Source organism: Pontibacter populi, assembly GCF_040278685.1.
GTDB classification, from domain to species: domain Bacteria; phylum Bacteroidota; class Bacteroidia; order Cytophagales; family Hymenobacteraceae; genus Pontibacter; species Pontibacter populi.
The window spans coordinates 1-20,088 of record NZ_JBEOKT010000027.1; the positions used below are offsets into that span (position 1 = coordinate 1).

The window sequence follows — 20,088 nt, forward strand, 5'->3', positions numbered from 1 at the left end:
GCAGCAACCGACAAGGCTAAAATACATTTATACTGAAGACATATTGGGTGGACAACAAGGTACCTTTTATTCGATGGGCCAAAAGGAAATTTATAGAACAACTATTGCATTGGGAGAATAAATGAACGCACAACAAAGTACAGCAGTACTGCTTTGGCTTCGCCTTGCAATCTGCTATACCAGCACGTTATAGGTAACCTTAAAACAAACCGACATTGAAGCTATTTCTAATCTTTCTGATAATGCATTTAATCATCTTTATTGTGTTTGGACTAGCGATAGCCATTTTTGACGAGCTAGATAATGAAATGTTTGCTGGCCTATTGTGGGGATTTTTGATTTTAGGGACATTTGGAGCCTTTATTCAATCATTTGCCTATAGAACAATAAGTCGTTCGTTTAACATACATAGATGGTCAGGTTTTCTGTTCATCTTTTTGGTTGAATTAATACTGATAAATTTGGCTTATATCGCACAAGGTTCCAAACCAATGACATGGCTTTTAATAACGAACAACTTGAGCAATTCAAGTACTTTCATTTACAAAGGAGCTGTTTCTATGCATATTGGTATACTTATTTCCTCTTTAGTTGCGACTTTTATGATACCAATTAATCATCATATTGAGGAAGAAAAAGAAAGGCTACCTATAACATAGCTTTTGCAAAAATGGCGGGTGACGTTATGCTCAGACTTTTTCTACATTTAACTAAGTTTTGTGCTTGGTGACAATGAATTGCTTTCTATCCGCCATCTTCGCAAAGCCTTAACCGTTCATTTAATACTGACAATAGCTGTATTTTTCAGCTGCAGAAATTTTTAGCTAAATATGAGACAACTGTATTTATACTTCATTGCCTTAATATTCTTCATTTCGTGTGGAGATAGAAAAATTAATGAACAGAGTGTTTCTATTACGGCTAACAATAATCTACCTACCTATGAAGAATCGAACAAGGAGGGATTGAATGAAGAAATTAAATCCCCAAGCATCAGGGAGTACGGGCAAAATATCATCGATAATGAAATTCAACCAAGCGATAATAACGAAACGATTGCTTGCCTTGATAGCATTAGTGATAATGACCTGAAAACCCGACTGTTCTTCTTCCAGGTATATCGGGTTATTGCTAAAAAGTCTGATGGCGCTTTAGGGGAGATAATTGGTAGTTACACGAAAGGTTATTTTGGAAGTTATCCGATAGAAGCTTTACAAAACTTTAAGCATTTACCTGAGCCAGAAAGAAAACTATTTATTGATAATTTAGCATTTGAGTTTTATGCCTCAGGAACAGACTATGATACTGACATAGATGATTACATCAGTTCAATTTATAGTTCGTGTGAGGAATGTAAGGTTGAAAAAGAAATATTAGAAGATATGAGGAGAGATCTGAAAGCAAAGGTCTCTGAAATTAATTACTAATCTTATTCTATAAAGCCTGTTTACCAAATCCACCCCACAAAAAAAGGAGCCCGAAGCTCCTTTTCATATTTTACAAACTATAGTTATAGTTTACGCTTCGCTTCTGGCTTTATCGCGCAGGGCACGGATATGGTCGTGTGCGTGTTTTACATCCATGTACTGCTGCTCCACGATCTGCTTCAGTGTCCCCGGAAGATTTGCCTGGCGGGCTTCCTCAAATGCTTTAACGGCATAATCTTCGCCGCGTTCGCACTCTTCCAGTATACGCTTTCTGTCTTTCGAGCTGATGGCAGATTTAATATCGATCCAGATACGGTGTACTGTACCTTCCAGCGAGCTGGACTCATCGTCTGTTTTACCCATTTTATGCAGTTCGTTCTGTAGTTCAGTGATCATGCTGTCGCGCTGCACAGCGTATTTCATGAACAGTTCTTTCAGGTCTCTGTCATCCACATCTTCGGCGGCAGTTTTGTATCCTTTGGCGCCATCCTTACATCTTTCGATCAGGTGGTGCACTGTCGAGAATACTTCTTTATTGATTTCCATAGTTTTAAAGGTTTAGTTACTATATGCGATATTACTCATATACGTAACGTAAGGTTGCTCGGGGCGGTTATAGTTTGGCTGCCATGGCGTTGCCGGCCAGGTAGCCTGTGGTCCAGGCAGCCTGAAAATTAAAGCCTCCTGTTATACCGTCAATGTCCAGCACCTCACCGGCGAAGTATAAGCCGGGGTGCAGGCGACTTTCCATGGTCTTCATGTTCACCTGGCTAAGATCTATGCCTCCGCAGGTCACAAATTCCTCTTTAAACGTTGTCTTGCCTTTCACTTCTACAGCCATCCGGAGCAGCGCTTCTACCAGTTTATTTGTATTCTTAGCCGGCAGCTCCGCCCATTTAGTTTCAGGTTGTATTTCGGCCAGAGCAGTTAAAGCTTTCCAGAGGCGTTGGGGCAGGTTAAAGAGGGGGTTGGTGCTTACTACTTTCTTAGGATGCGCCTGTCTATAGTTCTGTAATTCAGTTCGAAGGGTCTCTTCCGAATAAGTTGGTATCCAGTTTATAAGCGCCGTAAAGTTATAGTTCTGATCATGGAAAATGCGTGCTCCCCAGGCAGATAGTTTAAGCACAGCCGGACCACTATACCCCCAGTGCGTTACCAGTAACGGTCCTTCGTATTCCAGTTTCTGGCCGGCAATGCGCACCTTAGCCTGTGGCACTGAAACACCCATCAGTTCTTTCAGCGGATTGCCCGGCACATTAAACGTAAAGAGTGAAGGTACAGGCTCCTGTATCGGGTGACCTAATTCGCGTAGCCAGTCGTAGCCGGTTGTTTTAGGGTTACCGCCAGTGCTTACTAAAACCTTATCTGCTTTTATTTCCGAACCGTTGCTCAGGTGAACTATAAAATTGACTTGGTTTATAGTTGCATCGGGAGGAGTGATGCGGGAAACACCAACACCGGTTTTTATAGTTACGCCAGCTTTCCGGGCTTCCTGCAGTAAACAATCGGCTATAGTTTGTGAGTTATCTGTAACCGGGAACATACGGCCATCGGCTTCGGTTTTAAGCTTAACGCCGCGCTGCTCAAACCAGGTTACCGTTTCCTGTGCTCCAAATGTTTTAAAAGCTTCTTTAAGTGGTTTTGCGCCACGCGGGTAATGCTGCGATAAAGGGCCGGGAGAGAAACAGTTATGGGTTACGTTGCAGCGTCCGCCACCAGATACAAGCACTTTAGCCAGCAGCTTGTTGGTTTTTTCGAGCAGGATCACTTCAGCAGCAGGATTAACCTGTGCACACGTTATCGCACCAAAAAAACCAGCCGCCCCACCGCCTATAACTATAACTTTCATCTTAATTGTTTAAATGCTGTATGGTTAAATTGCTGAATATGATAGTAGGCAGATAGTAACCATTTAACAATACAGCCATTTAACAATTCAACAAACAAAGATACTAAAAGAAGTACATGGGGTCGGGGTGCTGGAAAACATAAGGCAGATCGTCTTTCAGTTTCTGGTTGCTGATAAGTTTAAAGTTAGTTTCTTCCATCTCCAGGAAAGTAGGAGGTTCCAGGTTTAGGGCCATTGCAGCAGCAGGGTAGAAGTCTTTGCGCATCGGGTGCGCCTCGGAGCAGGCATTGTATATCTCGCCCCATTTTTCCTGTTCTATAATGCGCTTCAATATCATCACGCAATCATCGCGGTGGATCAGGTTAACAGGTGCGTCGCCGCCCGGAATATCTTTTTTGCCAGCCATAAACCTGCCCGGCCTGCGGTCTTCGCCAACCAGTCCGGCAAACCGAACTATAGTTGTCAACCACTCTTCGCGTTCCATAAAAAGCTTTTCACCTTTCAGCAGGGTGTAGCCGGGGTCCGTTTCTTTGGTATGCGCTGTGTCATCTTCGGTAACGATACGGTTCAGGTCGTTATACACGGATGTTGATGATGCAAACAATACCTTTTTGACAGGAGCCTGTAGCAACGCCTTTAACAGCAGGTGCAATTGTTCCAGGTAACTGCTGCCGGCATCAGAGCGAAGTTTAGGTGGTATATTCAGCACCAATACATCCGCATCCAGGAAATCAGCCAGTTTAGTTTCGTCCAGCGCTTCGGGTTGCAGATTTATTAAGTAGGGTTGTATGCCTTTTTGTTCCAGCATGTCCAGTTTCGCAGCCGAGGTAGTAGAGCCTTTAACCCGTTTACCTGAATTGACCAGGGCCTCGGCAAGCGGTAACCCCAGCCAGCCACAACCTAATATGCTGATATCAGCTTTCTCGTGCATGTTTTCGTTTATAGTTTATAACAAATGTACTGGCATCCTGTTACAGCTTCCGGGAAGTAAAGTTGCAATTTAAAGCCTCCCAAAGCAAAAATCACTTAAATGCAGTACGATGTTATAGTTGTGGGTTCAGGTTTTGGCGCACTAACGGCGGCGGCCTTGCTGTGTAAGCGGGGACTAAGTGTTTGTATACTGGAACAGGCAAAATACCCGGGCGGCTGCGCGACATCCTTTAAGCGGAAAGGATATTGGTTCGAGACCGGGGCTACTACACTGGTCGGGTTAGATGAACACATGCCCTTGCGCTACCTGCTCGATGAAACCGGAATACAGTTACCAAACCTACGCAAACTGGAAGTGCCCATGCAGGTTAGGTTGTGCAACGGAGATATTGTTACCCGCTACCCGGACCTGGAGCAATGGATAATTGAAGCAGAACGGGTTTTTGGCAAGCCAGGTCAACGCGCTTTCTGGGAGCATTGTTACAAAGTCAGTCAGCAGGTTTGGCGTGTTTCGCTGCAGCAGCAAAGTTTCCCGTTCTCTAACGCCAAAGACCTTCTACAGGCAGTAGCTTCCTTCAAGCCGTCACAATTACAACTCATTTCGGGGGCTTTCCGGACCATGGAAGAGGTATTGAGGCGCTTTAATCTGCTGGATAACCGATTATTCGTGGATTTTGTAAATGAGTAGCTCCTGATAACGGCCCAGAATTATTCGGGAGATGTAAATGAGCTGTTCGGGGCAACAGCCTTGTGTTACACCCTCTTTGGAAACTACTATGTTGATGGCGGATTGATAAACCTGGTAAGGCCTGTACTAAATTATAGCTTAACACATGGAGCAACTACAAAATATGGACACGAAGTAACTCAGGTAATTCCCGGTAATGGCAAGTATAAAACGATAACCACCAAAGGAGAGTTTACCAGCAGGTTTGTGATCAGCGGCATTCCGCTAAACAATACACAAATGCTTTTCGATAGCCCAACTATAAAAAAAAAACTACAGAAATACATCCTGTCATCCGAGCAGCTGAACGGTGCCTTCACCATGAGCCTTGTGTTAAAGAAACATCAACAGCTACCGGTACTTCATCATCAGTTACATGTTTCCGGCGGTTTACCAGTTATCGGAAGCAAAAGTATTTTCATCAGTTTCAGTCATCCATCAGATACGTTGCGAGCGCCGGAAGGGGAGCAGGTGGCCAGTATCAGTACCCACATTGCCCATCCGCAACACAAATTCATTCACGATAAGCAGGTCATTGAGAAAGCGATACTTGACAGGTTAGAGCAGGAGGGACTTGTATTGCCAGAGAAAATTATCTCTTTCCAGTCTGCGACACCAGGCGCCTGGCAATTCTGGACCGGAAGAGCTTACGGAGCAGTTGGTGGCTACCCGCAGTACAACCACATAAAACCCTGGCAAATGAAAGATGCCCGCCTGGACCACAAAGGTGCTTACGTGTGTGGTGATACCGTTTATCCTGGCCAGGGTATAGTTGGCGTTTGCCTGAGCGGGATCATCGCTTATCGTAAACTGATGCAGGATCATTTCTAGAACTATAACCTTACTTGTTTACAGTCTATCCCTTCATTTCTGTTAACTATAGTTACACACACTAGCCCTTGAATACCCGATTGTAAAGCAGCCACTTTTAAGACCAACCATAGTCACTTTTATAAATGTTATAACATTGTTATGGGTTGATAATCAAGGCAATAGCAGTGAATATTGAATATTAACCAAAAGGTATATAAGGAAAGAAAGAACTTCAGTCTATATAACAAAAAATTAATATTAGGATGTATAGGATTCGGTAGTAACCTGCCATATTTATTAGATAATTCAACCCTATATCTAAATGAAAAAATCTTTACACCGTGTACTGTATCTTGCCCTAACCGGCCTGATACTTGTGTCCTGTTCGAAGGACGATGTGCAACCCGACGGAGCTGTAAAAGACCTCTCCGGAGTCTCGAAAGTAGCTAATGCCACAGCTACAAAGGACAGTAACCTGGCGATGGGTAACCCAAGCGGGGCCGGCACCAGTTACTCTAATTACCTAATCAACAAAAGCCAGTACTCTATGTCGTATAACAGCTATCGCGGTACGCCAAACTGGGTAAGCTGGCATTTGAGCAGCGCCTGGCTGGGCAGCACTCCTCGCCAGGACGATTTCAGGGCAGATAATTCGTTGCCAGCTGCATTTTACCGTGTTACGCCATCAGACTATACCGGCAGCGGTTTCGATCGTGGTCATAACACGCCGTCAGCGGATCGTACACTTACCGTTACCGACAACTCGGCTACATTCCTGATGAGCAACATGATTCCACAGGCGCCAACCAATAACCAGCAGACCTGGGCAAACCTGGAAAATTACTGCCGCACACTGGTAAACCAGGGTAACGAACTATACATTATAATGGGTAGCTACGGCACAGGCGGAACAGGAAGCGCAGGCTATAAAACTACACTGGCCGGCGGTAAAGTAACCGTGCCAAACCGCATCTGGAAAGTTATAGTTGTGTTACCAGTTGGTACCGGCGATGTTTCCCGTGTTACGTCAAGCACCCGTGTAATCGCAATTGATACACCTAACTCAACATCTATCAGCAGCAGCTGGGGCGGTTACCGCACTACCGTAGATGCCATCGAATCTAAAACAGGCTACAACATCTTATCGAACGTTTCGGGCACAGTACAAAGTGTTATTGAAGCTCGCGTAGATAACGGCCCGACCTCTTAAACCCAACCCAGATACCAGTTACACGAAAACAGCCCGGTTATTTGCCGGGCTGTTTTGTTTTCAGGTCTCTACCACTATTGTTCGTAGTCCGGCAAAATCGCCTTCCTGGGTCTTGCCTAAAATATAAGCTGTTATACTTATCTCATTGGCTTTGTACACTTGTACATCCTGCAGCAGCTCCTGCAATTTTTGTTGCAGCCGTTTGTATCGTTCTACTTCCTGTTTCCGGTCTTCGCCATCTTCAGGGTACAGCCGAACCATATTCCTGAAAAAGTAGTCCAGTTCTTCGACCTTTATTTCGGCCCCGCTGGACTTACCTGCCATGGAGGCAACGGTATCTTTGTTTAAAGGGAGATGCTGGGGGTTATCAAAGTAGTAGAACTCAAAAGGACTATCGGTTTCGCTGCGCATCATTAGCCCGTCGTAAAGTGGCTTTAACTCATTTTCTAGTTGCTCTTTGCTCATAAGGAAGTCATAGTTTTCAAAAGGATCGTACTTTTAAAGCAATTACCAATATGCTTGCTTATATTTAGCAAACACCAATGGTGCAGCTATTATACGAAGCTGATCTAACTTTAAACTGAAAATTTGTTATGAAGGCAGAACCAATGCTGAAAGAAGGAGCCCTGCAAGGCAAAACAATTATAGTTACCGGCGGCGGCACCGGGCTTGGCCGTTCTATGGTGAAGTATTTCCTGGAGCTGGGTGCTAATGCCGTTATCTGCAGCCGCAAACTGGATGTGCTGGAAAAAGCCGCCGAAGAGCTGATGCAGGAAACAGGCGGTAAGGTTTTGCCGATAGCCTGCGATGTGCGCAAGTACAACGAAATAGAAGCCATGCTACAGGCAACTATAGATACCTTTGGTGGGGTAGATGTGCTGGTAAATAATGCTGCCGGAAACTTTGTAAGCCCAACCGAGCGCCTTAGCCACAAGGCCTTTGATGTGATAACGGATATAGTTCTGAAAGGAAGCTATAACTGCACACTTGCCCTGGGCAAGCATTGGATTGAAAAGAAACAACCGGCAACGATACTAAATATAGTTACCACCTACGCCTGGACGGGATCTGGTTATGTAGTGCCATCGGCTTGCGCCAAGGCTGGCGTACTGGCCATGACGCGCTCGCTGGCATCGGAGTGGGCTAAATACGGAATCCGGTCCAACGCCATTGCACCGGGGCCGTTTCCGACAGAAGGTGCCTGGGCACGCCTGTTTCCGAAACAGCTGGCCGATAAGCTGGACCCGTTAAAACGCATACCGGTTGGGCGCTTTGGGGAGCACCAGGAACTTGCTAATTTAGCTGCCTACCTGGTTTCTGATTACGCCTCTTTTGTGAACGGGGAAGTAGTAACAATAGATGGTGGCGAATGGCTTTACGGTGCGGGTGAGTTTAACTCGTTTGATATGATTCCGCAGGAGATGTGGGATGCGATGGAGAAACAGATGCGTGGCAAAGGCCAGTAACTACATAAGCTGTTTCGTGTTTTATCTGGCTTCAGTACACGCCCTTGCTGTGTGTTTTCACCATAGCCGTCAGGCTATGTAGATTAAATTGCTGTTTCGGACATCTGTGTCCGAAACTTTGTCTGCTGCAGACATCCTTGTCCGCATAAAAGGGAGGCTAATCTACGGGGACTAGGAAGTCCCAGGTAGAGTGCTTTCGGACTTGGAAGTCCGAAAGAGCATTAATTTTTTAAAACAAAGCTTAGACTGACGGCCATGGTGAAGACACCAACAATGGCTCTTTTTCTATTGCAGAAACTATAAACCCTAAACAGGTCCATAGTTGAGCAAACAACACCTAACTATAGTTCTATAGTTGAAGAAACAAAAAAGCAGCGCTGGTTTAGGCGCTGCTTTTTTGTTGATAGATATTGCTTCTTTTAATTGGCCAGAGCAATAGCCAGTACGATGTTCACGCCTAAGCCAATACCCCAGTTGCGCCATACTTTCCTTGATTTCATCTGGCGGGCCTTGTTGGTGTAACCGGTGCTGTAACCTGCGTCCTGCATTAGAGCATGGTCCGGGTAGTTCAGGTTATGGGTCTGTGGTTTTATAGTAGAGCAAGCTATAGCCGGCACTAAACCCAGAAGCGGTGATAATAGACTACCTACTAAAACACCCGTACCCGCTGATTTATAGTTGCTGTAGTGCATTTCTGCATCGTGCTGGCCTTTTACATACAAATTGGTACTTGTAGCATTTACAACGGGCTCTTTAGTTATGGCTGTTTTGGTAACTGGAGCCGTTTCTACCGATGGTTTAACAACGCCTTGCGTAAAGCTTTCCGTACCGGTAAATACTTCTTCCGTGTTATTCTCATACTTTACCAGCAGCACATCGGTTTTGGCCAGTGTGTAAATGGGGCCGTCCGGGTTTTCGAAGCGCTTGTATTTAATCTCGGTCGGAGTTATTTCCAGCACTTTTGCCTGCACACCTTCTCCGTTTTTCTTGGTAATAACATCCTGCGCAAATCCTGAAGTAGTAAGTAAGGCAAGCAGGGTAATAGTAAGTAACTGTTTCATCATAAGCTGATAATAGTTTGTTTTCATTTTAAAATCTATTATCAAAACTATCAGACTGAAACGAAATAGTCAAATATAGTTGAATCTATATTTATAGTTTATGCAAGATATAGCCAAAAAAGCGGGAGGCCAGGTTATAGTTGTTGTGCTATACCTGGGTTTTAACAAGCAGCGCTGCCTGTGATTCACTGACCGGCTCCGGAATTTGAGCTGGCTTGTCGCGGTTCCCTGTCAGTACCTGGAACAAAACGGGCGTTGTTCTTCTCAAGATCTCGCCGGTTACAATGCTGATCAGGATAACAACAACAGGAGCGAAGATAAATACTAAAAGTGAAGTAACATCGGTACCGGAGTGTAGCACCAGCAGTAACCCTTTTTTGACTATAGTTAACAGCGGCTCATGAAATGCGAATATAAAGAAGGGAGAAACAGCCGTGAAAAGCCACTTCCGGTTAACAATGCGTGTTTTATCAGCAATTGTACTGATGCTTAACCAGGCAGCAATAAAACCTACCGCTATAGCCAGTTTATGTAGTAGCATAAGTATAAGTTGGTTGTCGTAGCCCAGGAAGCTCAGTTCTGTTTTAAACAGCAGTATACCTATCCAGCCCAGCAAAGCAGGCAAATAACTATAGCTGGCGCTTAGTGTAGCTACAAATTTTGGTTTCGTGCTAAGATAACAGCCTGCCGAGAAAAACAGCAGCGACTCGGATACAAAGAGAACCAAATCAAGATCGGAGAACCAAAGTATAGCCAAAACGGCCAGAAAACTTTGTTGCAGGTATTTTACCAGCCACCAGATAACGGGTGCAAGCAGTGCCATCAGCATCAGGTCGCGCAGGAACCATAACTGGTACGGGATAGGGTCCAGCAGGAGAGTGACAAGCAACTGGTCCGTGCTCATGTCGCGGATAATGCGATTGGGGAAGTATGGTGATATGAAAGGGAACTGCTGCAGTACATAATATAAAACGATGCCAAAGGCGGACCAAAGTACGAAAGGTATAAGCAGCGAAGAAATGCGTTTCCGGTATTTTTGAAGGATAGTATCTGGTTCAGGTTTAAAGCCAATGAAAAAAAGGAAACCCGAAACGGTAAAGAACAGCGGCGTAGCTACCCGCGCCACTCCCTGCGATATAAAATCCTGGACAAAGGTGTTATAGTTCTTTTGGTCTGTTAAGGCGCCGGCATAGCCGTTCAGGTCTAAAGTGTATGCATGTACATATACTACCAGTATCATGGCTACTAACGATAACAGCCTGATCTTGAAGCCTAAATGTGCATTTACGTGATCCATACTTTACTTAAAATGCAAACGGAACAATAAGGATGAGATGTAAAGAGTATCTGACTTTAATGTGCAGTGTTTTTATATTAACATTACTTAATATTTTTTTAAAAAGTTGCACTATATAAAGGTTAATAGGTGTTTTATTTTTGATTGGATGAAGTTTTAAACTATAGTTTAGTTGATGTTATTCATTACCAGGTACATAGCTTAGCACAAATAATTACCCTGATCATTTTCATCCGTAGTATCTTTGCAGGTATAAATCAAACTATAACGGTATGTCATTCGCTGCTCCCGGTCTGTCTCAGGCATTACAAAAAGCTATTAAAGAACAAGGCTATACAGCTTTATACCCGATACAGGAGCAGGCCATACCTGCCATTCTGAAAGGTAAAGATGTGCTTGGCATTGCCCAGACCGGCTCTGGAAAAACTGCAGCTTTTGCCTTGCCTATATTGGAGCTGTTTCACAAAAAAACTACTTCTAAGAACCGTTTTGTAAAAGCGCTGGTGCTGGTTCCTACCCGCGAATTGGCCGTGCAGGTAGAAGAAACCTTTTACAACCTAAGCCTGCACCTGACCCAGAAAGTGAAGACACTGGCTGTGTATGGCGGCGTATCCATTAATCCGCAGATGATGAAGCTGAGCGGGACCGATGTGCTGGTAGCTACGCCCGGCCGGTTGCTTGACCTGGTAGAACATAATGCGGTAAAGCTGTCGGAGGTAGAGATACTGGTGCTGGACGAAGCCGATAAAATGCTGAACCTGGGCTTTAAGGAGGAGATGGACCGGATATTTGGCCTGTTGCCGGCTAAACGCCAAAACCTGTTGTTCTCGGCTACACTCGGTGGAGATATCCAAACTATAGTTGATACCCAACTGCATAACCCTGTAACTATAGCCGTGGAGGCAGAGGCTTCGGTGCCCGAACTGATTGACCAGGTAGCCTACCGGGTTACTCCCGAAAAGAAAGGCCCTTTGTTGCGTTACCTTATAAAACAGGAAAACATGGAGCAGGTGCTGGTGTTCGCATCCTCTATCCGTACGGCAGATAATATAGTTGGGAAGCTTAAAAAACATGGCATAGAAGCGGCAGCTTTGCACGGCGATAAAAGCCAGGGAGCCAGAACTGAAGCATTAAAGCAATTTAAAGCCGGCAAAATACGGGTGCTGGTTGCCACAGACCTGGCCTCTCGCGGTATAGATATCAAGTTTCTGCCCTATGTTATAAATTACGAATTGCCGCGCTCGCCTAAAGATTATGTGCACCGCATTGGCCGTACCGGCAGGGCAGAAGCCTCAGGTAAAGCCATCTCACTAATCACACCCGAAGATGCGCATCACTTCAAGATCATCCAGAAAAAAATGGGCAAGCAGGTAACTATAGTTGCTACTGACGACCTGGATCTGCAAGGGATGTGATCTGTAAGCTATTTAGCTTGAATAAACTCCTTCACATCTGTGGCAAAGCGTTCGGTTTCTTCAATATCCGGGAAATGGGCGCTGTTGTGGTATAGTTTAAGCGTGCTGTTGGGGAGTACCTCTTTAAGAGCAAGACCGGTGTGCAACCCGCCATTCTTATCGTACACACCGCTAATGAGCAGGGTTGGTGTTTGTAAACCTGTGGTTTTCTGTACCAGGTCGGCTTTGTTATTCTGTAAATATACTTTCGCCATGAGGCCGGTGTTTTTCAGATTGCTCTCTTGCCATAGTTGCCTGTTAAGTTGTGCTTTGTCCTGGTTGTGGAAAAGGAATTTGTCGACGGTAGCGGAGTTTGCTAGGTTCCAGATGTTGCCATACTTTGCCTGCAGTGAGGTTGTATCTTTTAATACTTTCTCAATACCTGACCTGAGCGAACTATCACCGATGGAATAAAAACCCTGAATCTGCACCAGCATGTTGGCTTTAGATAACTCGGCAGGAGAGGAAAGGATCAGTTTTTCTACCTTTTCGGGGTGAGCGATTGCATACCTTAATGAAAGCTCTGCACCAAAAGAGTAACCAAGCAAGGTTATTTTATCAACCCCCAACGAATCGCTCAATACATTAAGGTCGCTTATCAGGGTAGGAAGTGCATAGTCGCTTGTGTTTTGGGGAGCATCGCTACGGCCACAACCTCTCTGCTCGTAATACACTATAGTTGTAAACTCTTCCAGCTTCTGGCCAGCTGTTCGCTCAAATGTATAGTTGTTGCCACCGGGGCCGCCATGCACAATTACAACAGGTGTGGTGTTGTGCTCACTGCCGGCAATTTTTACCCAATGCCTGATGCCGTTTATAGTTATGTAGCGCTCCCCGTTCTGGTATTTAACAGAATTGGAAGCAGGGGAATTACTGAATGGTTTGGTACAGGAAAATACCAATATCAACATCAGGAAACTATAGATATACTTCATATTTAGCGTGTTATGCTGCCGGTTTATAGTTTATGTCCAGACTAAACCCAGATATCACTTATAGTTTAGATATGGAAAAATACGAACGGCGTAAAGTATAACTATATAGTTTTAAAGTCAAATATTATAGTCCAGATTTTCAGGTTGAGATTTACTGATGGTAGAGGGGCGGGGGGGCATCAGCAAATTTTTTGTGCCTGCCGGTTAAGTTGCCGAAGAACAGAACGATCGGGAATAAAATCTTCTGTGCAAACCAAGGAATCTCCAGCATCCCGAATTCGGTTTTATACCTGTTAAGCAAAAAGGCAGAATCATACATTCCGGGGCGGCCACCATTCTCATTCAACGACTTGTACACCTCCGACAGGTAATAAACGACATTATCCGGGGGTGTAATGTAGCCTTTACAGTAAAGCACATCCGTTCCGGCGTTCCAGAATTTATGTGGCGTACCTGCTTTAAATAGCAACGACTCCCCGGGGCCGGCAAAACCTGGTTTACTGCCAAGCTCCTGGTAACCCATTTTCCCGGAAACTACAGTCAGGCACTCATCCTGTTTATAGTGCACATGCATTGGCGGACCAACACCAGGCTGAACTTCATTTTCTGCTTCCAGGTATTCTTCGCCGTCTTTAACTGTAATTTTTGTAAAGGTTAATTTTTCCCCGGCTTTGTTCTCGATGGTGTAAGGTAAAGCTATATCCATGGTATTTATACGTTGACGTGAAATACCTGATATTAATTAGTGGGTTTAATAAATAGGGATAGAAGGTTTTTAACGGCTATCGTGCAGCCGAAGCCCAAAGCGTAGCTAGGGTTAAGGCTGAACTTTGTTAGGCTGCGTTTTTCTCAAATCGTTTTATGGATTCCAATTCCTGCTGCTTATTTATCCTTTCTTCTTCCAAATCGTAATCATCTTGCAAACCAAGCCAGAACTTAGGGGAGTTGCCAAAATAATAACTTAACCTTAAAGCCGTATCGGCTGTAATGCGCCTGTTTCCTTTCAAAATTTCAGACACTCTGGTTTGAGGTATACCAATGTCCTTTGAAAGCCTGTAGGCGGTAATGTTTAGCGGAACAAGAAATTCTTCTTGCAGTATTTCTCCCGGATGAATATTAGGTAGTCGCTCCATTTTTTTCTTCTTAGTGGTAATCTATAATTTCTACTTCTGATGCTTGGCCGTTATGCCACTGAAAAATGATTCTCCACTGGCTGTTTATCCTGATACTGTAGAACTCTTTCAGATTTCCCGATAACTTCTCTAATCTGTTGGAGGGAGGAATGCGAAGGTCAGCAATATCCTGAGAGTTATTAAGCATTCTTAATTTACGTCTGCCAATCGTCTGGATTTCCATAGGCAGTTTCGAAACTCGTTCTCCATTCCAGATTTTTTCAGTTTCCTTCGATCCAAAAGATATAATCATACTTACTTTTAGCGTTACTAACGTCAAAAGTAAGTACTAAGTTTAATACTAAAAAGTTTTGTGGATATTTTATTCTTTGAAATATAGCCTAACGTTACTCGTGCATAATATGGGGAGGCGTAGCCGAACCTAAATTATGAACTTTGTTGTGCTTCGTTGTTCTTATTTTAATTTAACTTATCAAACCAAAGCCCATAATAATAACTTTCATACGGCTCTGTATGAATCACCTTTCTTATTTCTTCTATTATATCATCGGTGTTATATAACAGAGGCTTCATTTCTGGTCCCTTCAAACAGATAACATTGTGTTCCTTTAAAAGAGACTCTATGAGCTGTATTGTTGCTTCTAACTCAGATTGAGTAGGTTCTCCATTTGAGAAGCCAAAAATTGAACGGTAGATGTCATTGAAAGGTATCCAGTCAACATCCATATGGTTCAAACATTCTTCTATCGACTCTGCTGAGTTTTTCATTAATTTCTATGCAGCACAACGTGTTCGTGTATGCCTTGTGCGAGGCATACACGAAGCATAAGGTATAAACTGTGTTACCTAAATTTATTTTTTATAGCTTTACCAAGTTAGTTATTCCATAAGTATAGCTTCCTTTCGGCAACCTGTTAATAAAGCCTGAGAAAAGCTTAGAAAGACTTAATTCGGTTTGTAGTGTCCGAAGGATTTTCCTAACATTAATAATTTCCGCTAAACTTCCGTTCTGATACTGCTCGTTTTCTGGTTCCCAATATGAGTAAATACGGTAACTTCCTTGGGTACCTATCTCAAAGACATAGTTTCTTCCGTCAAACCCTTGCGGGTAGCCTTCAATTTCGTCGGAGTCAGGAAGAGTCTCGATATTCGCATTATGTAATGAATCGATAAGTTTTCTTACAGTTAGAGGAGGTATTTTAATTCTATGTATGAGTGTCTCTTTCATTGGCTTTTTCCTTGTGCCAGAATTTTTAGTCACATAGTTTAATATATGTCCGTCAAATATGGAATCATTAAGATGTATTAGTTCCACTACTTGCATACTGTTGTACCATATTCGATAGGTCTTTACATTACCTGCCGAATCAAGAGTAGCCATACCAAGCTCTTTTGCGTCTTTATCAACTATGGATTTCCAATACGCTTGCCGTTCTGTTATCTGCCCTAAAGCAGATAGGCTCATAAGTAGAACTACAATCAAAAGTGGAAATTTCATCTTTATAATTTTAGGTAACGTACTGGGCTAAACGGCGGCGACAGCCGTCGGCTGGAGTTGGCGTTTAGCTGTTGTTAGCAGCTGGTTTTTATGCGTATCCATTTGTTCCAATTCCTAAACGCTCACCTGTCGTTAGGTTTAGTCTAATTGTGAAATAGCAGTTTCCACCATCAAATACATGAATAATTTTTCTCCGCCAATCTTTGTCGAAGTCGTTACAAAATCCATTTATCCAAATTTCTTTTTCTCCTTTTTCATTCAGATAAGGAACGTATTGAATTTTGTAATTACCCAAGTTGTCTATTTGATACATTTTTGCATATTTCTTCCTTTCTCCGCGCTTCTTAAATTCCTCGATTATTGCGGCATTAAAGTCTTTAATGTATTCAAGGGAAGCTTTCTTCGCCAAATCCAGTTCAGTTTCAGATAGCTCTGTAGTTGTCGATGATGAAGGAAGGATTTTATAAGTTGTTATTAAGTCGGTAATTGTTGATTGGTTTTTTAATATTACATAATCCGACTGCCCTTGACAGATAGTTAGATTTAGAAGCCAAAATAATAGTAGTAACGTTTTTTTCATGATTTAACTTGCTGCTAACGGCCGCGTGCTTAAGGAGCCGCTGCGTTAGCAAGGTTACTTAAGCATTGTGTTGTACCATTTAGTTTTTATACCTTATTCCGATGGAGCTGCTACCACCTTTTTCATCATAGTCTACCCACACTTCACCCCAGCTAAATGTTTTTCCTGAGCCCAATTCTGCTTTTAACCAATTGTCAAAAACGACAGCATTTCGCCTTTCTTCTTTTTCATTCCATGACTCCCAGCCTTTGCTTAGGTCATACTTTGAATTGCTGAACACCAAGCTTAGCTGCTTCAGTCTATCATCAAGAAAACCAAAAGATATAATAAAGTATAGTTCTGCGACTTTTACATTTCTGACATTGTACCATTTCCAGCCATTCCCCATATCTATTTCAGACTGACTTTCTCCAATGTCCATACTTTTTATCTCTCCAAGTGACATCGTTGGCTTTATAGTTTTGTCAAAAGCCAATTCTAAGAAACCAGTCTTTCTATCTATCATTTCTATTTGGTACAACGGTTTGTACAGGCTATGGTGAGGCGTAGCCGAGCATAAAGCCTGTGCAGGGTTATGGGCAGTTGTTCTTCAACTATTTATTACTCCTACTTCGTCAGGTTTGGGGTAGCGATTAAGTTGCTCAAAATCTACCTTCCAAAATTCTAATTCATAAAGTTCTTGGTGGTTGTCTAAGGTCAAGGTGATTATAACTGGGACGTTATCTTCGTCTTTATACTCAACCTGTACTAAGTCTGCTGCATACTTTCTTTTAGGCTCACCACTAAAAAAGCGGATACTCCCCATTTTACCATCTTTCAATTCTTCAACCGAGTCGGGAATATCATAGGAGCCTTCCTTCTTTGAAATTCTTACAAGGTGCTTTACAAGATTCAGTTCGTGTTCTTTTAACTCCCTTGTTTCCATTTCTGTAATTACCTATTTCCCATAACGGTTAGGCTAAACGGCGCCAGAGGCCGTCGGCCGAAGCTGGCATTTAGCTGATGTTGTGCGGAGTATTTCTTTACTTTACTTTTAGGCAGCCTAAATTCTATTAATTATTGCTCTATTCCTTGCACTTGAGTCATATAGTTGTCCCGCATTCGAGTCGGCCAATTTTTTATGTATTTGACATCATCTTATCGAAGAATTATCAGGTTTTAATCTTTCGATAACAACCAAGTTAATTATGATTAAATATTCAAGATTAGGGCTTTGACAATATCGAATGATTATTTTATTGATTAAATCCGCTAGACTAATGAATTGGGAGGATATTTAATCATTCTAGTCGACCGAGTAGCGCACTGCAACGATCATTAGTTTCACATATTATCAAATAATGAAGATATATAAGGTTATCGCTTGACATTTAGAATAGGACGTAGTGCCGCCATCATTTGTATCTCTTCTGTTCTCAATAAAGCTGGGTTACATGGTTTATAGTATATTTTTACTTCTCCTGACCTACATTGATTGAAATAATCTAACCACTTATAACGAATTGGTCTATCTTTATCCTTCTCTATTAGCCCATTAAGCCATTTTTCATACCCACTGGAATAAAAAAAGCGTGCCTTTATTGTTTGGCTTGTTAGCCCTACATTCATCGCGACATTATTATATGCGTCAAACCAGCAATAGATGATTGACTTCGTTTTTAAAACTTCTTCATTAACTGGCCGCAATTTGAATTCACTCATATCATTCTTCCAATGGACATCTATCCCATGCACAAATCCGTGGGATTTTAGTTGTTCTATTAACATATTTTAGATTGGATTGAAAAAATTAAGGTTTCATTGAAGTATTATTTGTTTTTAAAATTACGCACAACGTTTTGTACAGCCTAAGCCCGCAGCGTAGCAAGGGTTAAGGCTGTACTTGGTTATGGGACTTAATTTTTATATTCCTTGATATTGACTTCTTGTATAATCGCTTTGCCATCATGGTACAATATCTCTTTGCTTAAGAAACCAGCTGAGTCATACGTGTAGACTATCTTCGAATCAGGGACTTTGACGACCCCAATAGGAGAAGCAACTTTATCATTCACTTCTGTTAGTTTCTCAATCAATCTGCCGTGGTTGTCATAGATGAAGTACTCGTTCTCAAAGATATTTCTGCGAATCTTTCTAAGCTCTACCAGTTTTCCACTCTTATCATACTTGTAGGCTCCCTTCCAGAGTAGACCATCATTTTCTTTTATTACTACTGAGTCTCTTCTATTTCTATCATAGGTATAGTAGTTCCAAGTCTCAACCGTGTCACCTGATGGCTCAACCCTTTCGGCTGTTTTCTCCTTTACCAGCCTATTTTCACTGTCATAAAAGTAAGTCTGCTTGTAATCTACGGTGTCTAGATTAACCAGCGAGTCCTGTGTAGAATAAGTGCCAACATGGTTACCTAAAGAGTCATAGATTAGTATGCTCCTTACTGCTCCATGAGCTTGCTCACAGCTTCTTCCCCAAACCTTCTCTTTCAGTTTTCCAGTTTCATCATAGATGTACCTGGTGCAGTCGCCTTCTCTGCCAATCTCACGAAGCAACCTGTCGGATGAGTCGTAAAATTTAACAGTATGTAAGTTTTTGGGGTCTTCAGCATTACTGTAGTAGCTCTTCACTACATACTCATACTCAAGTCTCTCTTGCTGCTGCTTTTCATGACTTTGGCAAGCAACGAGCAATACAAGAGTCAATATGTAGATTGTTTTCGTCATTATTATGACCCATAACGGATTTGTGCAGCCGAAGCCCGTAGCGTAGCAAGGGTTAAGGCTGAACTGGGTTGGCAGGAGATATTTTAAACTTTCTTGTTAACTAAAAAGAAGCATCTCCCCAGAAGTTTAATAGCCAGTCTTTAAATTCCATTAAATTTTGATGTTCAGGATTTAATACTTTTCCCCATTCTGTTTTTCCAGATTCGCAAGAATTGCTTTCTGTTTCTTCTTCACCAGCTTCTTCGTGGTCAAAATAATATACAATTTCTTTGTTATTAGAAAGATTGATAAAGAAGTAATTACCTCCTATATCATTACCAATTGCAAAAAACTGGCTCGGAAGCCCCATACTTTTCCAGAATTGATTTATTTCAACAAGATATTTAGGGTCTTCTGAAAAATATACTTCATTGAAATTTGCCGCTTTAAGCTCATCTGGATATTGAATTTGGAAATCTTTGTAATAACGTGGTAAGGATATGCCCAAAGATTCTTCTATTTCGCTTAGTTCCTCCTGATTCATACTTAATTTTATTTACTGCCAACGGTTAGTACATAAGGTGATTGAGGCGAAGCCGAGAGTAACTTGTGTACATTGTTGGCGGAAGCTATTCTTAATCGCCATAGAACTTCACATAAGTATGCGGCTCGTCCATACATGCAGATGTTAACTCAAGTATCTCTTCTATCTGTTTTCTTACATCTGCTGACTCGTCCTTCCACAGTTCATTAAGGTCAGAAACCAACTCCTTGCACATAACGGAGTTGAATGTGGTATCGTCATAAGGGTCAATATACCTTAGAGTCTTAAACTTTTCAGATTCAAGATGAGCAAATGAAGAAGGTGTAAACTCTTTGGAGAGCTTCTTTATTTCATTTCCCCTGTAGTCTTCCAAGATTACTGTCCAACCCATTTACAAATACTTTTTATTTAATTCTTTCTGTACTTAAAGTTACCGCCAACGTTACTCGTGCAGCCGATGTGCGAGGC

At 42.5% G+C, this 20,088-nt stretch carries 26 protein-coding genes; 7 read left to right on the top strand and 19 right to left on the bottom strand.

What is annotated here, in order from left to right; all coding sequences use genetic code 11:
• Window positions 1-242: 242 nt before the first annotated feature.
• Both ABS362_RS18570 and ABS362_RS18575 read left to right on the top strand, forming a co-directional pair.
• Window positions 243-659 carry a hypothetical protein gene (locus tag ABS362_RS18570; protein WP_350414431.1) on the top strand — a complete coding sequence of 139 codons (417 nt, stop codon included), beginning with the start codon at window positions 243-245 and terminating at the stop codon, window positions 657-659.
• Between the two features lie 171 nt (window positions 660-830).
• Window positions 831-1,427 (top strand): hypothetical protein, encoded by a 597-nt coding sequence (locus ABS362_RS18575; RefSeq protein ID WP_350414433.1) that lies wholly within the window; start codon window positions 831-833, stop codon window positions 1,425-1,427.
• Between the two features lie 90 nt (window positions 1,428-1,517).
• Here ABS362_RS18575 and ABS362_RS18580 read toward each other — a convergent pair whose 3' ends face one another.
• From ABS362_RS18580 to ABS362_RS18590, 3 genes are all read right to left on the bottom strand, one after another.
• The gene (locus ABS362_RS18580) at window positions 1,518-1,973 is read right to left on the bottom strand and encodes a ferritin-like domain-containing protein (RefSeq protein WP_350414434.1); all 456 of its coding nucleotides are present in this window, start codon (window positions 1,971-1,973) and stop codon (window positions 1,518-1,520) included.
• A 67-nt stretch (window positions 1,974-2,040) separates the two neighbouring features.
• Complete coding sequence (locus ABS362_RS18585) at window positions 2,041-3,276, bottom strand: BaiN/RdsA family NAD(P)/FAD-dependent oxidoreductase (protein WP_350414436.1); 1,236 nt, start codon at window positions 3,274-3,276, stop codon at window positions 2,041-2,043.
• Window positions 3,277-3,379: 103 nt separating this feature from the next.
• Window positions 3,380-4,207, bottom strand: coding sequence for an SDR family oxidoreductase (locus tag ABS362_RS18590; protein WP_350414438.1), 828 nt, complete (start codon window positions 4,205-4,207; stop codon window positions 3,380-3,382).
• A gap of 99 nt (window positions 4,208-4,306) precedes the next feature.
• Between ABS362_RS18590 and ABS362_RS18595 the strand changes: the two genes are divergently transcribed.
• The 3 genes from ABS362_RS18595 to ABS362_RS18605 all read left to right on the top strand — a co-directional run bounded on the left by ABS362_RS18595 (window position 4,307) and on the right by ABS362_RS18605 (window position 6,956).
• Window positions 4,307-4,894 (top strand): phytoene desaturase family protein, encoded by a 588-nt coding sequence (locus ABS362_RS18595; protein WP_350414440.1) that lies wholly within the window; start codon window positions 4,307-4,309, stop codon window positions 4,892-4,894.
• A gap of 60 nt (window positions 4,895-4,954) precedes the next feature.
• Window positions 4,955-5,764: a phytoene desaturase family protein gene (locus ABS362_RS18600; RefSeq protein WP_350414442.1), complete on the top strand. Its 810-nt coding sequence runs from the start codon at window positions 4,955-4,957 to the stop codon at window positions 5,762-5,764.
• Between the two features lie 304 nt (window positions 5,765-6,068).
• Window positions 6,069-6,956 (top strand): DNA/RNA non-specific endonuclease, encoded by an 888-nt coding sequence (locus ABS362_RS18605; RefSeq protein ID WP_350414444.1) that lies wholly within the window; start codon window positions 6,069-6,071, stop codon window positions 6,954-6,956.
• A gap of 60 nt (window positions 6,957-7,016) precedes the next feature.
• On the opposite strand, the gene ABS362_RS18610 is transcribed toward ABS362_RS18605, so the two are convergent.
• Window positions 7,017-7,421 carry a nuclease A inhibitor family protein gene (locus ABS362_RS18610; protein ID WP_350414446.1) on the bottom strand — a complete coding sequence of 135 codons (405 nt, stop codon included), beginning with the start codon at window positions 7,419-7,421 and terminating at the stop codon, window positions 7,017-7,019.
• A 128-nt stretch (window positions 7,422-7,549) separates the two neighbouring features.
• Here ABS362_RS18610 and ABS362_RS18615 point away from each other — a divergent pair, with 128 nt between their 5' ends.
• Entirely contained in the window at window positions 7,550-8,422 is an 873-nt protein-coding gene (locus ABS362_RS18615) for an SDR family oxidoreductase (protein WP_350414448.1), read from the top strand.
• A 419-nt stretch (window positions 8,423-8,841) separates the two neighbouring features.
• On the opposite strand, the gene ABS362_RS18620 is transcribed toward ABS362_RS18615, so the two are convergent.
• Window positions 8,842-9,486, bottom strand: coding sequence for a hypothetical protein (locus ABS362_RS18620; protein ID WP_350414450.1), 645 nt, complete (start codon window positions 9,484-9,486; stop codon window positions 8,842-8,844).
• A gap of 145 nt (window positions 9,487-9,631) precedes the next feature.
• Window positions 9,632-10,780, bottom strand: coding sequence for an acyltransferase family protein (locus ABS362_RS18625; protein WP_350414452.1), 1,149 nt, complete (start codon window positions 10,778-10,780; stop codon window positions 9,632-9,634).
• 272 nt (window positions 10,781-11,052) lie between these two features.
• On the opposite strand from ABS362_RS18625, the gene ABS362_RS18630 reads away from it, so the two are divergent.
• Window positions 11,053-12,195, top strand: a complete 1,143-nt coding sequence (locus ABS362_RS18630; protein ID WP_350414453.1) for a DEAD/DEAH box helicase — start codon at window positions 11,053-11,055, stop codon at window positions 12,193-12,195.
• 8 nt (window positions 12,196-12,203) lie between these two features.
• Here ABS362_RS18630 and ABS362_RS18635 read toward each other — a convergent pair whose 3' ends face one another.
• From ABS362_RS18635 to ABS362_RS18695, 13 genes are all read right to left on the bottom strand, one after another.
• Window positions 12,204-13,169, bottom strand: coding sequence for an alpha/beta fold hydrolase (locus ABS362_RS18635; RefSeq protein WP_350414455.1), 966 nt, complete (start codon window positions 13,167-13,169; stop codon window positions 12,204-12,206).
• Between the two features lie 151 nt (window positions 13,170-13,320).
• Window positions 13,321-13,875, bottom strand: a complete 555-nt coding sequence (locus ABS362_RS18640; RefSeq protein WP_350414457.1) for a cupin domain-containing protein — start codon at window positions 13,873-13,875, stop codon at window positions 13,321-13,323.
• A gap of 127 nt (window positions 13,876-14,002) precedes the next feature.
• Complete coding sequence (locus ABS362_RS18645; RefSeq protein ID WP_350414459.1) at window positions 14,003-14,302, bottom strand: HigA family addiction module antitoxin; 300 nt, start codon at window positions 14,300-14,302, stop codon at window positions 14,003-14,005.
• A gap of 10 nt (window positions 14,303-14,312) precedes the next feature.
• Window positions 14,313-14,594 (bottom strand): type II toxin-antitoxin system RelE/ParE family toxin, encoded by a 282-nt coding sequence (locus ABS362_RS18650; RefSeq protein WP_350414507.1) that lies wholly within the window; start codon window positions 14,592-14,594, stop codon window positions 14,313-14,315.
• A 167-nt stretch (window positions 14,595-14,761) separates the two neighbouring features.
• Window positions 14,762-15,070, bottom strand: coding sequence for a hypothetical protein (locus tag ABS362_RS18655; RefSeq protein WP_350414460.1), 309 nt, complete (start codon window positions 15,068-15,070; stop codon window positions 14,762-14,764).
• 91 nt (window positions 15,071-15,161) lie between these two features.
• The gene (locus ABS362_RS18660) at window positions 15,162-15,800 is read right to left on the bottom strand and encodes a hypothetical protein (protein ID WP_350414462.1); all 639 of its coding nucleotides are present in this window, start codon (window positions 15,798-15,800) and stop codon (window positions 15,162-15,164) included.
• A gap of 88 nt (window positions 15,801-15,888) precedes the next feature.
• Entirely contained in the window at window positions 15,889-16,380 is a 492-nt protein-coding gene (locus ABS362_RS18665) for a hypothetical protein (RefSeq protein ID WP_350414464.1), read from the bottom strand.
• 79 nt (window positions 16,381-16,459) lie between these two features.
• Window positions 16,460-16,885, bottom strand: coding sequence for a hypothetical protein (locus tag ABS362_RS18670; RefSeq protein WP_350414466.1), 426 nt, complete (start codon window positions 16,883-16,885; stop codon window positions 16,460-16,462).
• An 84-nt stretch (window positions 16,886-16,969) separates the two neighbouring features.
• Window positions 16,970-17,305: a DUF6984 family protein gene (locus ABS362_RS18675; protein WP_350414467.1), complete on the bottom strand. Its 336-nt coding sequence runs from the start codon at window positions 17,303-17,305 to the stop codon at window positions 16,970-16,972.
• A 431-nt stretch (window positions 17,306-17,736) separates the two neighbouring features.
• Entirely contained in the window at window positions 17,737-18,147 is a 411-nt protein-coding gene (locus tag ABS362_RS18680) for a hypothetical protein (protein ID WP_350414469.1), read from the bottom strand.
• Between the two features lie 128 nt (window positions 18,148-18,275).
• Window positions 18,276-19,097 (bottom strand): hypothetical protein, encoded by an 822-nt coding sequence (locus ABS362_RS18685; RefSeq protein WP_350414470.1) that lies wholly within the window; start codon window positions 19,095-19,097, stop codon window positions 18,276-18,278.
• A 100-nt stretch (window positions 19,098-19,197) separates the two neighbouring features.
• Window positions 19,198-19,620, bottom strand: coding sequence for an SMI1/KNR4 family protein (locus ABS362_RS18690; protein WP_350414471.1), 423 nt, complete (start codon window positions 19,618-19,620; stop codon window positions 19,198-19,200).
• Window positions 19,621-19,711: 91 nt separating this feature from the next.
• Window positions 19,712-20,011: a hypothetical protein gene (locus ABS362_RS18695; RefSeq protein WP_350414473.1), complete on the bottom strand. Its 300-nt coding sequence runs from the start codon at window positions 20,009-20,011 to the stop codon at window positions 19,712-19,714.
• Window positions 20,012-20,088 lie beyond the last annotated feature (77 nt).

What these genes read in the sequence shown, in the direction of transcription:
- ABS362_RS18650 (WP_350414507.1), bottom strand. Translation starts at nt 14,594, where the DNA reads ATGATTATATCTTTTGGATCGAAGGAAACTGAAAAAATCTGGAATGGA.
- ABS362_RS18670 (WP_350414466.1), bottom strand. Translation starts at nt 16,885, where the DNA reads ATGATAGATAGAAAGACTGGTTTCTTAGAATTGGCTTTTGACAAAACT.
- ABS362_RS18615 (WP_350414448.1), top strand. Translation starts at nt 7,550, where the DNA reads ATGAAGGCAGAACCAATGCTGAAAGAAGGAGCCCTGCAAGGCAAAACA.
- ABS362_RS18680 (WP_350414469.1), bottom strand. Translation starts at nt 18,147, where the DNA reads ATGTTAATAGAACAACTAAAATCCCACGGATTTGTGCATGGGATAGAT.
- ABS362_RS18635 (WP_350414455.1), bottom strand. Translation starts at nt 13,169, where the DNA reads ATGAAGTATATCTATAGTTTCCTGATGTTGATATTGGTATTTTCCTGT.
- ABS362_RS18605 (WP_350414444.1), top strand. Translation starts at nt 6,069, where the DNA reads ATGAAAAAATCTTTACACCGTGTACTGTATCTTGCCCTAACCGGCCTG.
- ABS362_RS18660 (WP_350414462.1), bottom strand. Translation starts at nt 15,800, where the DNA reads ATGAAATTTCCACTTTTGATTGTAGTTCTACTTATGAGCCTATCTGCT.
- ABS362_RS18580 (WP_350414434.1), bottom strand. Translation starts at nt 1,973, where the DNA reads ATGGAAATCAATAAAGAAGTATTCTCGACAGTGCACCACCTGATCGAA.
- ABS362_RS18590 (WP_350414438.1), bottom strand. Translation starts at nt 4,207, where the DNA reads ATGCACGAGAAAGCTGATATCAGCATATTAGGTTGTGGCTGGCTGGGG.
- ABS362_RS18575 (WP_350414433.1), top strand. Translation starts at nt 831, where the DNA reads ATGAGACAACTGTATTTATACTTCATTGCCTTAATATTCTTCATTTCG.
- ABS362_RS18625 (WP_350414452.1), bottom strand. Translation starts at nt 10,780, where the DNA reads ATGGATCACGTAAATGCACATTTAGGCTTCAAGATCAGGCTGTTATCG.
- ABS362_RS18620 (WP_350414450.1), bottom strand. Translation starts at nt 9,486, where the DNA reads ATGATGAAACAGTTACTTACTATTACCCTGCTTGCCTTACTTACTACT.
- ABS362_RS18630 (WP_350414453.1), top strand. Translation starts at nt 11,053, where the DNA reads ATGTCATTCGCTGCTCCCGGTCTGTCTCAGGCATTACAAAAAGCTATT.
- ABS362_RS18585 (WP_350414436.1), bottom strand. Translation starts at nt 3,276, where the DNA reads ATGAAAGTTATAGTTATAGGCGGTGGGGCGGCTGGTTTTTTTGGTGCG.
- ABS362_RS18685 (WP_350414470.1), bottom strand. Translation starts at nt 19,097, where the DNA reads ATGACGAAAACAATCTACATATTGACTCTTGTATTGCTCGTTGCTTGC.
- ABS362_RS18655 (WP_350414460.1), bottom strand. Translation starts at nt 15,070, where the DNA reads ATGAAAAACTCAGCAGAGTCGATAGAAGAATGTTTGAACCATATGGAT.
- ABS362_RS18570 (WP_350414431.1), top strand. Translation starts at nt 243, where the DNA reads ATGCATTTAATCATCTTTATTGTGTTTGGACTAGCGATAGCCATTTTT.
- ABS362_RS18665 (WP_350414464.1), bottom strand. Translation starts at nt 16,380, where the DNA reads ATGAAAAAAACGTTACTACTATTATTTTGGCTTCTAAATCTAACTATC.
- ABS362_RS18610 (WP_350414446.1), bottom strand. Translation starts at nt 7,421, where the DNA reads ATGAGCAAAGAGCAACTAGAAAATGAGTTAAAGCCACTTTACGACGGG.
- ABS362_RS18695 (WP_350414473.1), bottom strand. Translation starts at nt 20,011, where the DNA reads ATGGGTTGGACAGTAATCTTGGAAGACTACAGGGGAAATGAAATAAAG.
- ABS362_RS18690 (WP_350414471.1), bottom strand. Translation starts at nt 19,620, where the DNA reads ATGAATCAGGAGGAACTAAGCGAAATAGAAGAATCTTTGGGCATATCC.
- ABS362_RS18645 (WP_350414459.1), bottom strand. Translation starts at nt 14,302, where the DNA reads ATGGAGCGACTACCTAATATTCATCCGGGAGAAATACTGCAAGAAGAA.
- ABS362_RS18595 (WP_350414440.1), top strand. Translation starts at nt 4,307, where the DNA reads ATGCAGTACGATGTTATAGTTGTGGGTTCAGGTTTTGGCGCACTAACG.
- ABS362_RS18675 (WP_350414467.1), bottom strand. Translation starts at nt 17,305, where the DNA reads ATGGAAACAAGGGAGTTAAAAGAACACGAACTGAATCTTGTAAAGCAC.
- ABS362_RS18640 (WP_350414457.1), bottom strand. Translation starts at nt 13,875, where the DNA reads ATGGATATAGCTTTACCTTACACCATCGAGAACAAAGCCGGGGAAAAA.